Raw genomic sequence first — 14194 nt, 5'->3', positions numbered from 1 at the left:
GCTTTCGGCATGACGCGGCCCCGCCCGTCACGCCGACGTCACACCCCGGCGGGCACCTTGGCCGTATTCCTCATCTCCTGGCGCAGCGCGCTGAACTCGCTGATCGTCTTGCACGCCACCGTGGCGACCGGACGCGCATTGCGCCCGGTGGCCTCGCGCTTGGACACCATCACCACGCTGTCGACGTAGGGCTGGATCGTCGTAGCGTTCTGCACCGTCGCCACGATGACGAGTTGGAACCCGAACTTGCGGAAGGCCTGCAGCGCCTGCTGCGCGAACTGCGGATCGGACTTGCTGAACGCCTCGTCGAGCATGAGCTGGGCGAACACCGGACGATTGTCCGTGTCGGCGGGCTGCGTGCCCAGGCCCGGTTGGGCAGGGCTGGCGAGGTTGAAGCTCAGCGCGCCCGCCAGGCAGAACGCCATCAGCTTCTCCTGCTCACCGCCCGAGTTGTCCCCGGCGTTGCTGTGCGTGCGGATCAGCTCGTCGGAGGCCACGTCCCACTCGGCGCAGTCGAAGGTGAACCGGTTGCGCACGTCCAGCGCATCCCGCGTCCAGGCTCGATCCTCGGGGGCCGTGGACGCCAACCGGTTTCGCAACCGCAGGATGTCGGCGTACTGGTCCAGGATCGCCTGCTTGTCGCCCAGCCCCACCTCGGCGATGCGCCGCGAGATGGCCCGCACCACGTCGGTCAGCTCGGCCACCGCGGTCAGGCTGCGCTGCGTCGCACGCAGCGTCAGCCGGGTGCCGCTGTTGAACTCCACCGCGCCGAGGCCGGTGTTGACACGGGCGATCTGGTCGCTGATGCGCCGGGTCTCCTGCTCGGCCACGCGGTGCAGCGTCAGGATCGCATCCGGCGCCTGCTCGGTGACCAGCCGCATCATCCGCTCGTAGGCCTCGGGCAGCTCGCGCTCGTCGATGTGCTGACACAGCGCCACGTAGTCGTGCACGCGTTCGTCGAAGACGTCGCTGTCGTTGGGAATCGCATCGGGGAACGCGGTGTCGAACGTGTTGAGGATGCGGGCCAGCTCGTCGTAGGATCGCCGCCGGCTCTCCCGGAGCTGGTCGCGTTCGCGACGGATGGCGGCGAACACGGCCTCGCGGTGCGGCTCCGGATTCAGCAGCTCGAGCGGCACGGGAACCTCTGCGGCGTAACGGTTCAGCAGCTCGGTCAGCGGCTCCGACACGAACGCCGGGCGCAGCCGCTCCTGCAGTTCCAGCAGCCGAGTGCGCCGCACGTCGAGGTCGTCGCGACGGGTCTGGATGGCGCCGCGGCGCGTCATCAACACCTGGATCTCTTCCCAGCATTCCTCGGCGCGCGCGTTGAGCGCCTCGATGTCCGGGTGATCGGCCAGCAGCAGCTCGTATTGTTCGCGCAGGCGCTCGGCGTGCCCGTCGGCGGTGTCGACGTCGACGTGGTTCCACTGCGGAAACTGCTCGCAGATCGCCTTGCACGCCGACGCCCGGTCACGCCACCGCTGCCGCTGCGCGGCGATGTCGTCGGCGGCCCGCCGCGCGGCCTGGTACGCCTCCTCGGCCGCCGCGAGGTCGACGGTCAGCGCATCGAGCTTGGCGGCGACGTCGCCCTGATAGATGTACTCCGAGGGCTTCAGCGGCCGCCGGTCGTCCTTGATGGCGAGCCGGTCGGAGTCCTTGTAGAGCCCGGCGTCGGTCACCGCTCGTCGGAAGCGAGGGAACAGGTCGGGGTCGTCCACGCAGACGTGATCGCCCGCGGCCGTGACGACGTCGGCGGCCTCGGCGGCGCAGACGTGTGCGGGGTCGACGACGAACAGCTTGCCCGCCAACGTGTTCGACGGCGCCTCGGCGGGTTCGGCGCCCAGGAAGCGCTCCCGGACGTGGTGCAGTTGCAGCCGTCCGCGCATGTTGGTCTCGTTGACCAGCCGCAGCACCGCGGCGTAGTGCCGGTCGGGGACCAGCAGGCGCAACCCCACCCCGCGCAGCACCTTCTCCACCGCGACGCGCCACCGGCTCTGGTCGGGCCGCAGATCCATCAGCTCGGCCACGTAGGGCAATTCCTTGGCCTCGACGCCCAGCGCCGAACAGATCAGATCGCGCATGGCGATCGCCGACTCCGGCAGCGCCGACCCGACGTGCTCCACGCGCTTGAGTTCCTTGGCGGCGTCGTCGCGGGCGATGCGCGCCACCTTCTGCGCGTACTCGGCGTCGGTGGACGCCTCCCGGCCCCGGTCGAGCTTGGCCAGCAGCTCGGTGATCTGGGAGGTCAGATCCTCCCGCAGATTCCAGAAGGCATCGGCGGTCTCCGGTACGTCGAGGTCCTGCGCCGTCAGCATCGCCTCGTAGGTGGCGCGCCGACGGCTCACCTCCTCGGCCTGCGCCTCGGCGGCGGCGACCTGGGATTGCAGCGGGCCGATGCTCGAGCTGGAGCCGCTGATCTGGGCGTTGAGCGAATCACCCTCTGCCTTGGCGATGTTCAGCTGCCGCGTGACGTCCTCGTACTCGTTGCCCAGCTGATCGATGGTGGCGTCGAGGGATTCGATCTGCGCCGGGCACTGCGCCAGCCGGACGTGATCGGTGTAGGCGCGCACCATCGGCGCGTCGACCAGGTCGATGATGCCCAGGTCCGACGATTCCAGCGCGTACCGCTGCTGGATGGCCTCGATGTCGCCGAGGATCTTGCGCTTGCGCTGGGCCACGGCCAGCAGCTCGCGGGCCTCGACCAGCGGGTCGATCTGCTTGAGGGCCTCCGGGAGTCGGGCCAGGCTCTCGGGTTCGTCGAGCATGAACTCGCGAACGAACTGCTCCAGACCGCCGACGCTCTTGAGCGACTTGGCCTTTCCGAGCAGCTGCTGCGCGGCGTCGGAGGCGCGGATGCCGATGGTCGCGTACAGCTGCGCCAGGTACTGCGATTCCACCTTGGTGGAGAACCGCCACTCGTCACTGCGGAACACTCCGGCGTCGAAACGTCCTGCCGCCCAACGATTGCACACGTCCTCGATGTCGCGGTCGTCGTCGGCCAGCACGAACCGGCTCGAGGAGTCCGACCGGGACTCCCCGGTGAGCCACTTGAGCACCAGCCCGGTGACCATGCGGCCCGACGTGCTGGCGTAGGTGACCGCGATGGCCGACCACGCGGTGCCGTCGCCGCGCAGGTACATCACCTTGCTGGTGCCGCCGTCGCTGCGCTGCCCCCAGGCCCCGCGGACGTACTTGTCGACGGTGCGCCTGCCCGCGCTCGAGCCCGCGGCGGTGTTGTCGCCCGAGGCGTTGAAGTTGCGTCGGTTGAACGGCAGGAAACCCAGCGAGATCGCGTCCAGCAGTGACGACTTGCCGCTTCCCGACGCGCCCGCGATGAGCGCCCCGCCCTCGCTGAACGGGATGGAGTGGTAACCGTCGAAGACGCCCCAGTTGATCACCTGTAGCCGGGACAGGTGGAACTGCTCAGTCATCTCCGTCTCCGTCCTCGACGTCCCGCTCGCGGGTGCCCGGTTGACCGCCCATCAGCGCTTCGAACTGGTGTTGCAGTTCGCTGATCACCGAGGCCGTCATCACCGCCGTGATCACGGGGCTCACGGTGTAGGAGTCCTCGTCGTCGCGGCTGCGGCGCAGGATCTCCAGCGCCGTGAGCCGCGCGATCGCGGCGTCGATGCGCGCGGCGAAGGTCACCGCGTCGCGGTCGACGTCGTTGAGCACGCCGGAGAACAACCCGTGCACCTCCTCGCGGCTGATGAGCACGTGCTGATCGCCCGACGCGCGCATCATCTGCGCCAGGTGCAGCGCCAGGATCGAGTCGTAGGTACCCAGCGGTTCGCGGCGCAGCAGCTTCACGCCCCGCGCCGACTCGTAGCGGGCCTGTTCCACGAACGCCACCTCGACGCCGTCGACGACGCGCAACTGCAGGTCCAACTCGGACAGCCGCACCGCGAGTTGGGGCCGGTACTCGACCACCCAGCCGTACAGGTCGCGGTCGGCCTCGGCGCTGATGTAGCGCCGCGTCAACAGATGCTGCAGGGCCCAGCAGGCCCGGTCGGGCAGTTCGGAGACGTCGCCCTCGAACCGCGGCCTGCGCTGGTGCGGGGTCCGCGCGGCCTGGTCGACCTGCGGGAGGTCGGAGAACCCCTCGTAGCCGGTGCGTTCGGTCCCGGTGCGTTCGGGCCCGGTGCGTTCGGTCACGACAGGGCTCCGGCGATGCTGGACACGGGTTCGGTGAACACCAGACGAGGTACCTCCATGGCGCGGTCGCGCCCGTCGAGCGAGCGGAAGCGCACGGTCACCGAGCCGACGTCGGCGGTGCCCGAGACGTCACCGGGCACCGGCTGTTTGAGCGCCCAGGACCACAGCACGATGACGTGACCGAGATAGGGGGCGTCGAGCATGGCGACGGCGTCTGCCAGCGGGAGCGGACCATCGTCGATGGCGGCGTTGATCATGTCCGACATCGCGGGCGCGTCGACCTGGGTGCTCAGCGCCGCGAAGCTCGCCAGGTCCACCTCGCCCTCGGCCGCCACGGCGGGCTTGGGCTGCGACAGATCGCCGATCCGGAAGCTCAATGCGCCGACGGAGCTGATCGCGTGCCGCGCCAACGGCAACTCGAGGTCCAGTCGGGAGTCGACCAGCGAGGTCTTCAGCAGGGCGCGCGCGGCGCCGATGGCATCGCCGAGCTGGCGGGCCACTCCGCGACTCTGCTCCAGGGTGCCGAAGGCGGTGAACCGCTTCACGCGCTGCGCGCACCGCTGCTGGATGCGTTCGACCTCGTCGATCTGCTGACCGACGAGTTCGAAGAAGCCGGCCATCACCCGGCGCAGTGCCGGGTCGAGCGCGGGCAGCGCCTCGGCGACGGCCGCCACGTCGGCTTCGAACTCGGCGCGCTGATCGGGGTCGTTGATCATCCGCAGGAACGCCCGGTGCGAGTCGCGTCCCTGCGAGTCCCAGGCGGCCTGATAGTCGGCGTACATCTGGCGCTGTCGGTCGCGGTACTCGACGTTGGAGTCGATGGGCTCGTCGAGTGCGGCGGTAGCCTGTTCGATCATGGTGCCGTACTGGCCGATATCGGTGATCAGGCGTTCCATCTGCAGCGCGATCGCCCGGGCTTCGTCGTAGGCGTCGGTGGCGTCGGCGCCGTCATCGAGCCCGATGGGCCGCGTTCCGGCGTCGAGGTCGTCGAGTTCGGCGCGCAGTGCCGCGATCTCGGCTTCGATCCCGGCGCGGATGCGCTCGGGATCGGTGCCGACGCGGATGGCCACCTGCTTCAGGCGTGCGGCGATGCCGTTGATGGAACCACCGGTGGCAATGGTGTCCTGCCGGTGCATGCCGCGCAGGAAGTCGAGCGCGCGCCGCGCATCCTGGGTGAGGTAGCACAGGTTGCGTTCGACGCCGGCCCGCTGATCGGCCACGCGGTGCAGCCATCCCTGGCTGGCCCAGGCCTTGATGTAGCCGAGGCCCGTCTGCGCGTCCGCCAGTCCCACCTCGGCGAGATCTCGTTCCAGGGCCACCACCAGCTCGGCCTCCACCGCCACCCCCGCGCTGAGGTGACGTTCCATCAGGGTGGCCACCACACCGAGGTTCGCGCCCGCGAGCAGCCGGATGGTGGGTGACGCCTGAATGTCACGGTTCGCCGCGAGCAGGTCGGCAGCGGGCGCACGCCCGTCACCGGTACCTGGTGCGTGCACCACGTGTCTCCTCGGGGTCGGCTTGGGCGTGACGTCGGATCGGTCGGACCGTCCAACATAGGACACGCCGCCGCGGGGCGCGGCGCCGCCCGCCCGCCGTCACGGGCCCCTCCTGCTCAGAGCCGACCGGCTCGCCAGCGGTCCAGCGCGCGCCGGTCGCGCTTGGTGGGTCGGCCCGCACCGCGGTCGCGGACGGCCACCGGCACGAAGGGTGTGGCAGGCGGGGCGGGGGAGCGGTCCAGGTAACAGGTCACCGCGTCGGCGGCGCCCACGCGCTTCTGGATCACCCGCACCACCTCGACGATGCGCACGCGGTCGCCGACGCGGGCCCTGATCTCGTCCCCGGGCACCACCGTGGTCGACGGCTTGGCCGGCCGGTCGTTGACGCGGACGTGGCCGCCGCGGCAGGCCTCGGCGGCGTCGGGCCGGGTCTTGGTCAGGCGGACCGCCCACAGCCAGCGGTCCACGCGCGACGACTCCATGGATCCATCATGGCGGGCCGACCCGCCCGTGGGGCGGACCGGCACCGGCCTCAGGTGGTCGTGCGCTTGCGTCGCCCGATCACGATCACAAGGATCACGGCCACCACGGCCACGATCCCCAGCCCGAGTCCCACCCAGGGCAGCACGGACTTCTGGTCCTGCTGTGGTGCCGCAGGTGATTCGGCGGCCACCAGCTGGTAGCCGGGAGGCGCCTCGGCGGCGGGCTCACTGAGGCCGGGCAGTTTCTCGGTCAGCTTCACGGTGAGTTCACGCTGTCCGGACTTGGTGGTACCCCACGTACCCCACGCCGGCGTCTCCTCGTCGAGCAGCACCTTGTGCGCGCCCACCTGGGGATCGTTGCCCAGATCCGTGACCGACTTGATGAGTACCGGCTTGTACTTGTCGTTGCCGAAGTCGAAGCGCACCACCACGTTCTGGTAGGTGGTGGGCACGGCGGGCTTCGGCGGCGGCGGCTGCCCGGGCCGTGGCACGTAGCCGCCCCCGGAGAAGCTGCCCACCGACACGCTCGACACGCCGCCGCCCGAATCCTTGGGCACCAGAGCCGTGAAGCTGTACACGCCGGGGCGTGGCGCGTTGACGACCGCGCGCTGCAGCGGCGGGACGCTCACCACGTAGGGCTGCCCGGCGTAGGTGTACGCCAGCTGGATCGGCACGCGGTAGGGGTTGACGAACACCGGCTGATACCACTGGTCGTACTGCACCCACGCCGAATTCCATTGCGTGATGGTCGCCGTCGACGACGACAGGTATTCCGTCTGAATGGTGCTGAGCATGGTGTCGACGGTCGTCTGGCTGGCCACGTCGGTGCTGCTGACGGCGATCGCGGTCGCGGACTCGGCGGTGGTCACGTCGGTGGCGTCGGCCTCGGCGACGTCTGCGGCGGTGACGTCGGTCAACGAATCCAGGGACGGGTCGTCTGCGCCGTCGGCGCCGGAGCCGCTGCCGCCCTCGGTGGCGCTGCCGCTGCCGCCCTCGGAGGCGGAGCCGCCGCCGGTGCCCTCGCTACCCGACGTGCCACCGGGTTCGGTGCCGCCGGGTTCGGTGCCGCCGGATTCGGTGCCGCCGGGTTCGGTGCCGCCGGCCGCGGGACCCTCGTCGGCCCCGCCCGCGGGCTCGGATTCACCTGGCCCGGTGCCGCCCTCGGCAGGGCCGGGTTCTGGCTCACCGGCGCCGCCCGCGTCGGGAGCCTCCTGCGGTTCCGGTGCGGTGGCCTGGGTCTCGGGTGCCGAGCCCGCGTCGGGCTCGGAACCCATGTCGGGTTCGGGGCCGTACTCGGGTGCGGAACCGCCGTAGTCCGGCTCGACGTCGACGGTGGCGTCGCCGTCGTCGTAGGGGTCGGCGAGGGCCGCACCCGCGCCGACGAACAGCACGGTGGTCAGGCTGATGAGGATCGCTGCGGTCAGCGCCGCGATCCGATGGGCCAACGTGGGCATGGGCTTCCTTCGAGATCGCTGACGCGAGTCGCGGTCAAAGTGACTGGAGTGCAGATCGATTCGGGACGATATCACGCAACATCGCTGGTGATGAGGCATTCGTCGAGGGGGCGGTCCGCGCTTGGAGGCGTTGCTGAGCCCCGCCGTTTTGGTGGCAATCGCAAGGACCGCTCGGGAGTGTGCGCGGCCCTGCGGCAACCGTCGAATATTGACGTATGAGCAAATACCAGGCGTGCGCCCGCGGGTCGATCGTCAGTTCCGCGGAGCCGTTCCCAGGTGCTCGAGCAGGCGGCTCTCGGCGGTGCGCAGATGGTCCTCGCCGACGCGAACCGCCCGCTCGGCGTCGCCGTCCTCGATCGCCGACAGGATGGCGGCGTGCTCGGCGTGGATGTCGGCGGGGTCGAGCAGACGGTGGCTCTGCACCTGTGCGAGGCACAGGCGCATCTCGTTGATCAGGAGCTGGTGGGCGCGCTCCAGGTGCGGGCTGCCCAGGCTGCGCACCAACTCGCCGTGCAGCGCGACGTCGGCCTGCACGACGGCCACCAGGTCCCCGTCGGCGACCGCCCGCCGGAAGGCCGCGTGGGCACGCCGCACCGCGGCGGCCACGTGGTGTCGCTCGGCCAGCAGGCCGTAGGTGCGACTCTCCAGGAATCGGCGCGCGAAGTAGAGGTCGCGCACCTGGTCGGCGTCGAGGCGCGGTACCCGGGCGCTGCGATGCGCCGTCCGATGCAGCAGGCCCTCGGCCACCAAGCGTTCGATGGCCGCCTTGGCCGTCTGCCGGGCCACGGCGTAGTCGCCCGCGACCGCCGCCTCCGTGACGGGGCGTCCCGCGGGGATGTCCTCGGTGAGGATGCGCTCGCGCAGTGACTCCACGAGCGCGTCGGCCACCGAACGCGTCTGCAGTTCGAACGTCATGTCGCTCGTCATGTTAACTTGACGAACAATCGTGATGGAGGTGTGGCGTCCGATGCCGCGAATCGTGCTTGCGCCCGACAAGTTCAAGGGCAGCTTGTCCGCAGAGCAGGTGGTCGCCGCGATGGCGGCCGGCTGCGCCGACGCGGGATGGGACGCCGCGTCCGTCACGCCGTTGGCGATCGCCGACGGCGGTGACGGCAGCGTCGCGGCGGCCCTGCGATCGGGATGGCAGGCCGTCACCCTGCCCACCGTGGACGCGTGGGGTGCGACGACCACCTCGACGGTTGCCACGCACGGCGATCGCGCCATCCTCGAGGTGGCCGACATCTGCGGCATGGGCGGAGCCCGGCTCACGCCCGAACACGCGTTGTCGGCGTCGAGTAGCGGCGTCGGTCAGGTCGTGCGCGCACTCCTCGACCGCGGCTTCGCCGACGTCGTCGTCGGTCTCGGCGGCAGTGCCACCACCGACGGCGGCGCAGGCATGTTGACGGCGCTCGGCGTGCGGTTGCTCGACGCGGCAGGCGTTCCGGTGGCTCCCGGTGGCGGCGGGCTGGCGGCAGTGGCGGAGGTCGACCCGACCGGTCTCGATCCCCGTCTGGCGGACGTGCGGCTCACGGTGGCGTGCGACGTCGACACCCCGATGGTGGGGGTCGACGGTTCGGCGGAGGTGTTCGCCCCGCAGAAGGGTGCCGACGAGGACGCCGTCGCGGTATTGGCGTCGGGACTGGCACGGCTGGCCGCGGTCGTGGAACCCGCCTTCGGGCGGCCGCGACTGCATGCCGCTGCCGGCACCGGAGCGGCGGGCGGTCTGGCGTGGGCGGGCGTGTTGCTCGGGGCACGGGTGCGCTCGGGCGCCGCGCTCTTCCTCGACATGCTGGGGGCGAGGGACGTCCTCGCGGGGGCCGACGTGCTGATCACGGGGGAGGGCAGCCTGGACGCGCAGAGTCTGCGCGGCAAGGGGCCCGTGGCCGTCGCGACGCTCGCCGCCGAGTTCGGCGTGCCCGCCCTGGCCGTCGTCGGCACCAACCGGTTACCCGACACGTCGGAACCGGGTCCGTTCGTCGACGTCGCCGCCATCGATCGGATCGATCCGCGGTGCGTCGACGATGCCGAGCTGTCGGCCCGGCTGGTCCGGGCCGCCACGTCCGAGCTGCTGTCCCGACACGCCGCCCGATGAGCGAGCCGGAGCACACCGCCGACGGTCACCACCTGGTCATCGACGGACGGCGCTGGCGTGCAACCGATCCGGACATTCCCGAGGATCGGCGTGCAGAGCTGGTGCGGATCCTGATGGCATGGCGACGCCAGGTGCGGGCGCACCGGGGAGGTGACGGCGAGAGCGCGGCCCGCGCCGGGGTGCACGCCTGCAAGGTCGCCCTCGGCGAGCGGGGGACCCCGCCGTGGTGGGAGCAGACGGACGCGCAGCGAGCGGCGCGGTGGTCGGCCGAGGTGCCCGAGCCCTGACCTTCGAAGGTCAGCCGATCTCGGTGCCCCGAGACTGGCGGGATCCGGACGCCGCGCACGGAAGGTGATGTCCGCCACGGTGGTTGGCGCGGACGGCCAGCCCTTCGTAGCGCGGTCGCGGTGGCACCTGTCGTGGCGGCAGCGCCTCGCGCGCCGGACCGGGCGCCGGGCGACGGACCGCGTTGCCCAGGGTCACCGCGCCGAGGGCGGCCCACACGAAGTTGGACGCTGCACTCGGCCACGCGGCGTACAGCACCGACGCCGTGCCGGCCAGCACGCCGCCGACGAGGTTGAGCAGGCCGTAGCGCCACGACTCGGCGTGCATGCGTCCGCGCGAAACCAACACGTACGCAACGAAGGTGCCGACCGTACCCAGCCAGCCCAGCGCCGCCGCAATCATTGGTACCCCCGTCTCACATCGACATGCGCAGTGAGTATGGCGGCCGACGAGGGTTCATGACAATTGAATTGTCGTTGATCACTTGTTTACGATTCGTGAATGCCCATCGATCCTCGACGATTGCGCTTCCTGCTGGCCGTGGCGCGCACCGGCGGTGTGCTCGCCGCTGCCGACGAGATGCGGATGACACCGTCGGCGGTGTCTCAGCAGATCGCCCGCCTCGAGCGCGAGGCGGGCTGCGTGCTGATGACGCGCACGTCGCACGGATCGGCGCTGACCGCGGAGGGTCTGGTGTTGGCCGAGGCGGCCCAGGAGATCGAGCGCACCCTCATCGACGTCCGCGCGCGTCTGGAGCGGGGCGACGCCGAACTGCGCGGCGTGCTGCGCATCGGGGGCTTCCAGAGCTTCCTGTCGGTGGTGATCGCGCCCGCGCTGCCACGCTGGAAGCAGCACCTCCCCGGCGTGCACTTCGAGATCGTGGAATCCGATCAGGATTCGATGTTGCGGTCGCTCAAGGCGGGTGAACTCGATGCCGTGATCCTCGAGTTGGATGCCGAGGATCGGCCGCGCGCTCTGCCCGCGTCGCTCACCGAGGCGCCGCTCCTCGACGAACCGTGGAAGCTCGTGGTGCCTGCGGGCACCGTCATCGCCGACGTCGTCGACATCGGGAGGTTGACCCTGCCGTGGCTCGGCGTCGAACCCGGTGCGGCCAGCGCGCAGGCGATTTCGCGTCTGCACCGGGTCGCAGGCATGGATCATCCGACGGTGCACCGCTATTTCGGCACACAGACGGCGTTGGCGCTGGTGGCCGCTGGAGAGGGGATGGCCCTGGTCCCCATGCTCGCGCTGCAGGGCGTGCAACTCGACGGGGTGGACACCTTGGACGTACCGGGCCTGGGAACGCGCCGCATCGTGGTGCGCAGCTTCTCGCGCGGAAAGCAGGCGGACAATCTCACCGCCGCCCTCGTGGGCCTGCTCCGCGACGCCGTCGCCGAGGTGCCGTCGGACCCGATGGCCACCGTCGGCGGATAGTCGATTTCGTCGGCCCCACCGGTTACGTTGGCAGTTCGGTCGCGGGGATGCTCGGTGGTCGTCGGCCGGTGCCATCCCCGCCATGCCTGTCCTGGGGGAGGTCGAGCATGCTGCGCTGGACGCGTCGATGGTGGCACCAGCCCGACCAGTTCGCGTGGTTCAGCGCGTACCTGCGTGACCGAGGCCTCCAGGTCGTCTGGCGCCGGGCCACTTTCGGCTTCACGCTCGTCCTCGCCGGACTGCCCGTCGTGATGATGGCCAGTCCGGCGGGCCCGCACGACCCCGCCGGGCGCACCATCGCGGGCCTGGCGGCAGGCATCGCAGCAGCGGCCGCCGTGCCATGGCTGATCGGTTGGCCGTCGCGCGGGCAGTCGGTCCTGTTCGCCTGCGCGTCCACGACCGCCATCGCGGGTTCGTGCCTGGCGCTGTCCAATCCGTACACCGGGCTGATGGGCTGCGCCGTGTTCGCGGTCATCGGCGGCTTCGTCGCGTACTTCCACACACTCGCCGTGGTCGTGGTCAACTTCGCGGTGGCGATGGTCTCCGCGGCGGTGTTGACGTGGCGCCTGGCCACCTCCACCGGGGACGTCGCGCTCGCCGCGGCCGCAGTCGTCACCGTCATGGCGCTCAACGTCGGCGTGCCGTTCGGCATCCAATCGATGGTGCACGCGCTACGAGCCGACCTGCGCGACTCCGACAACGACTTCCTCACCGGCCTGCTCAATCGCCGCGCATTCCACCACCGCGCGTGCGATCTCGTCACCGACCGGCGTGCCGAGGGTGACGTCCTAGTCACCGTCACCTTGATCGACCTCGACGACTTCAAACGCCTCAACGACACTCGCGGCCACGCGGCGGGCGACGCGGCGCTGGCGACCGTCGGCGCACTGTTGCGCGCGCACGGCCCCTCGGCCGGACTCGCCGGACGCTTCGGGGGAGAGGAGTTCGTCGTCATCGAGGTGCGCGACGTCGACGGTGCTCCGGCTGGCCGTGATCCGGCCGCGGCTGCGGCAGACGCTGCCGAGACGCTCCGCATGGCCATCGCGGCGAACGCGGCGCCGGTCACCGCGAGCATCGGCATCGCCGGCGTGACGCTCGCCAGGGGCGACGCGCGGTCGGCCACCGATCTCATCGACGACCTGGTGCGGCGTTCGGATACGGCGATGTACGAGGCGAAGCGGGCCGGCGGCAATCGCGTCCAACGGGCCGTCGGCGGTCCCCGGACGGTCCGTGAACAGCAAACGGGACAGGATGGCACCTGGTCGGGCTAGCCCCCGGCAGCGAAACACATAGGGTTCGAAAGGTGACCGGTTCGTGTCACAAACGTGATGGGCGTGGCAGAACGTTACCCGAGTGACATTTGTGCTTGGCGGTGAGCACGATCCGCGGGGAAACGGAGAGTACGCACATGACGACGGCGGCACCCACATTCCATCGAAGGCCCAAGGCTGCGGGCCGGGTCAAGCCGAAGACGGGGCGCACCGCGGTCAACGCCGTCGACCTCATCGCAGCGTCCGCGTTCGTCGTACGACCGGTGGCGCTCGCGGGCGCCATCCTGGCCGTGGCCGCCGCGCTGCCTGCGCAGGCCAGGGCCGACGTCGACCCGGTGTCGCCGGTGCTCAACCAGATCGGCATCGGCAACAACGGGCCGCTGAGCACCGCCATCGCGCAGATCGGCACCTCGCTGTGCCCCCTGCTCGTGCAACCGGGTAGCCAGTTGGCGAGCAATGCCGTTCAGGCCAGCGGCAACGGTGGTCTCGCGCCGCCGATCGCCGGGTGGGTGGCAGGCGTCGCCATCCAGACGCAGTGCCCGGCCTTCATGACGCGGCTCGCCAACGGTGACTTCACGGTGCTGAGCAACGCCGCCACCATGCTGGGCATGGCTCCGAACACGGTCGCACCCGCCGTGCCCGGTCTCAATCCGCTGCTGCCGCCGGGCATGTGACCGCCGTCAGCCGCCGAGAGCCCGCTCGATCCGTTCCACCTTGGCGGTGAGTTGCCCGGTGTAGCCGGGGCGGATGTCGGCCTTGAGCACCAGGCTGGTGCGCGGCGACACCGCAGCCACCACGTCGACGGCCTGCTTGATCACGGCCATCACCTCGTCCCACTCGCCCTCGACGTTGGTGAACATCGCATTGGTCTCGTTGGGTAGGCCCGACGCGCGCACCACCGCGACGGCCGCGGCCACCGCCTCGCTCACGCCGCCGGTGTCGTCGCCGCCGGACGGGCTGATGCTGAAGGCCACGATCATGTCTTCTCCTCGCGTGGTGCCGGTCAGCCACCCAGCGTGACACACACCTTGCGCAGCAGTGCGGCGAGCGTGTCGCGTTCGGCGGCCGTCAATCCCGAGATCAGCTGTTCGTCGTCGGCGAGGCGTCGCGGCATCTCCTCGTCGACCACCGATCGTCCCTCCGGTGTCAGCACGAGGAGCACCACGCGCCCGTCGCGTTCCGATTTCTGCCGCTCGAGAAGCTCTCGGCGGCAGAGGTTTTCGGCGATCTTCGTGATCGAGGCACCGCTCAGCATCGTGGTCGACACGACCTCGCTGGCCCGTAGGGGGCGGCCCGCGCGCGCGAGCGCGCTCAGCACTGCGAACTCCGACCGCGTGACCCCGCGCGGTTCCAGGGTGAGGTCGAGCCGCTGATTGGACGCCGAGGCGATGCGCTGCACGCGCCCCAGCACGTCGATGACCGCGGTGTCCAGCCCGGGGTGGCTCTGGGCCCATTCGCGCCGGATGCGGTCGACCTTGTCGCTGGGCGTTGCCGTCTCGGGGCCGGGTGCTGACACGTGACCATCGTA

General features: G+C 70.6%; 14 protein-coding genes. 5 read left to right on the top strand and 9 right to left on the bottom strand.

Features of this window, described 5'->3' with window-relative positions:
• Positions 1–38 precede the first annotated feature (38 nt).
• The 6 genes from AC30CM_RS12825 to AC30CM_RS12800 form a co-directional block, all read right to left on the bottom strand.
• Complete coding sequence (locus AC30CM_RS12825; RefSeq protein ID WP_490117259.1) at positions 39–3428, bottom strand: ATP-binding protein; 3390 nt, start codon at positions 3426–3428, stop codon at positions 39–41.
• Complete coding sequence (locus tag AC30CM_RS12820) at positions 3421–4152, bottom strand: DUF4194 domain-containing protein (RefSeq protein ID WP_490117258.1); 732 nt, start codon at positions 4150–4152, stop codon at positions 3421–3423. Before AC30CM_RS12820 ends, AC30CM_RS12825 begins: the two co-directional genes overlap by 8 nt.
• On the bottom strand, positions 4149–5648 hold the full coding sequence (locus AC30CM_RS12815; RefSeq protein WP_490117257.1) for a DUF3375 domain-containing protein: 1500 nt from the start codon (positions 5646–5648) through the stop codon (positions 4149–4151). Before AC30CM_RS12815 ends, AC30CM_RS12820 begins: the two co-directional genes overlap by 4 nt.
• Positions 5649–5764: 116 nt before the next feature.
• Positions 5765–6130 (bottom strand): RNA-binding S4 domain-containing protein, encoded by a 366-nt coding sequence (locus AC30CM_RS12810; RefSeq protein ID WP_490117256.1) that lies wholly within the window; start codon positions 6128–6130, stop codon positions 5765–5767.
• Between the two features lie 50 nt (positions 6131–6180).
• Positions 6181–7584 (bottom strand): hypothetical protein, encoded by a 1404-nt coding sequence (locus tag AC30CM_RS12805; RefSeq protein WP_490117255.1) that lies wholly within the window; start codon positions 7582–7584, stop codon positions 6181–6183.
• A gap of 252 nt (positions 7585–7836) precedes the next feature.
• Complete coding sequence (locus AC30CM_RS12800) at positions 7837–8499, bottom strand: GntR family transcriptional regulator (protein WP_490117254.1); 663 nt, start codon at positions 8497–8499, stop codon at positions 7837–7839.
• A gap of 52 nt (positions 8500–8551) precedes the next feature.
• On the opposite strand from AC30CM_RS12800, the gene AC30CM_RS12795 reads away from it, so the two are divergent.
• Both AC30CM_RS12795 and AC30CM_RS12790 read left to right on the top strand, forming a co-directional pair.
• Positions 8552–9676, top strand: coding sequence for a glycerate kinase (locus AC30CM_RS12795; RefSeq protein WP_490117253.1), 1125 nt, complete (start codon positions 8552–8554; stop codon positions 9674–9676).
• On the top strand, positions 9673–9963 hold the full coding sequence (locus tag AC30CM_RS12790) for a hypothetical protein (RefSeq protein ID WP_490117252.1): 291 nt from the start codon (positions 9673–9675) through the stop codon (positions 9961–9963). Before AC30CM_RS12795 ends, AC30CM_RS12790 begins: the two co-directional genes overlap by 4 nt.
• A 10-nt stretch (positions 9964–9973) precedes the next feature.
• Here the strand turns inward: AC30CM_RS12790 and AC30CM_RS12785 are convergent, their stop codons facing one another.
• Complete coding sequence (locus AC30CM_RS12785) at positions 9974–10363, bottom strand: CBU_0592 family membrane protein (RefSeq protein ID WP_490117251.1); 390 nt, start codon at positions 10361–10363, stop codon at positions 9974–9976.
• Positions 10364–10462: 99 nt separating this feature from the next.
• Between AC30CM_RS12785 and AC30CM_RS12780 the strand changes: the two genes are divergently transcribed.
• The 3 genes from AC30CM_RS12780 to AC30CM_RS12770 all read left to right on the top strand — a co-directional run bounded on the left by AC30CM_RS12780 (position 10463) and on the right by AC30CM_RS12770 (position 13340).
• A complete protein-coding gene (locus tag AC30CM_RS12780) occupies positions 10463–11395 on the top strand; it encodes a LysR family transcriptional regulator (RefSeq protein WP_490117250.1) in 933 nt (310 codons plus the stop codon).
• A gap of 107 nt (positions 11396–11502) precedes the next feature.
• Positions 11503–12666 (top strand): GGDEF domain-containing protein, encoded by a 1164-nt coding sequence (locus AC30CM_RS12775; protein ID WP_490117249.1) that lies wholly within the window; start codon positions 11503–11505, stop codon positions 12664–12666.
• Positions 12667–12803: 137 nt separating this feature from the next.
• Positions 12804–13340: a hypothetical protein gene (locus AC30CM_RS12770; RefSeq protein ID WP_490117248.1), complete on the top strand. Its 537-nt coding sequence runs from the start codon at positions 12804–12806 to the stop codon at positions 13338–13340.
• Between the two features lie 6 nt (positions 13341–13346).
• Here the strand turns inward: AC30CM_RS12770 and AC30CM_RS12765 are convergent, their stop codons facing one another.
• The gene (locus AC30CM_RS12765) at positions 13347–13646 is read right to left on the bottom strand and encodes a thiamine-binding protein (protein ID WP_490117247.1); all 300 of its coding nucleotides are present in this window, start codon (positions 13644–13646) and stop codon (positions 13347–13349) included.
• A gap of 23 nt (positions 13647–13669) precedes the next feature.
• Positions 13670–14182: a MarR family winged helix-turn-helix transcriptional regulator gene (locus tag AC30CM_RS12760; RefSeq protein WP_490117246.1), complete on the bottom strand. Its 513-nt coding sequence runs from the start codon at positions 14180–14182 to the stop codon at positions 13670–13672.
• Positions 14183–14194 lie beyond the last annotated feature (12 nt).

This window comes from Mycobacterium sp. DHQP2018-32-09, assembly GCF_058148405.1.
The sequence above is the reverse complement of the archived record's forward strand: the minus strand, read 5'-3'. Positions and strand labels throughout refer to the sequence as shown.

Bases quoted from the DNA above. Each gene is read 5' to 3' on its own strand.
- AC30CM_RS12775 (WP_490117249.1), top strand. From the start codon at position 11,503: ATGCTGCGCTGGACGCGTCGATGGTGGCACCAGCCCGACCAGTTCGCG.
- AC30CM_RS12785 (WP_490117251.1), bottom strand. From the start codon at position 10,363: ATGATTGCGGCGGCGCTGGGCTGGCTGGGTACGGTCGGCACCTTCGTT.
- AC30CM_RS12805 (WP_490117255.1), bottom strand. From the start codon at position 7,584: ATGCCCACGTTGGCCCATCGGATCGCGGCGCTGACCGCAGCGATCCTC.
- AC30CM_RS12790 (WP_490117252.1), top strand. From the start codon at position 9,673: ATGAGCGAGCCGGAGCACACCGCCGACGGTCACCACCTGGTCATCGAC.
- AC30CM_RS12825 (WP_490117259.1), bottom strand. From the start codon at position 3,428: ATGACTGAGCAGTTCCACCTGTCCCGGCTACAGGTGATCAACTGGGGC.
- AC30CM_RS12810 (WP_490117256.1), bottom strand. From the start codon at position 6,130: ATGGAGTCGTCGCGCGTGGACCGCTGGCTGTGGGCGGTCCGCCTGACC.
- AC30CM_RS12765 (WP_490117247.1), bottom strand. From the start codon at position 13,646: ATGATCGTGGCCTTCAGCATCAGCCCGTCCGGCGGCGACGACACCGGC.
- AC30CM_RS12770 (WP_490117248.1), top strand. From the start codon at position 12,804: ATGACGACGGCGGCACCCACATTCCATCGAAGGCCCAAGGCTGCGGGC.
- AC30CM_RS12780 (WP_490117250.1), top strand. From the start codon at position 10,463: ATGCCCATCGATCCTCGACGATTGCGCTTCCTGCTGGCCGTGGCGCGC.
- AC30CM_RS12800 (WP_490117254.1), bottom strand. From the start codon at position 8,499: ATGACGTTCGAACTGCAGACGCGTTCGGTGGCCGACGCGCTCGTGGAG.
- AC30CM_RS12795 (WP_490117253.1), top strand. From the start codon at position 8,552: ATGCCGCGAATCGTGCTTGCGCCCGACAAGTTCAAGGGCAGCTTGTCC.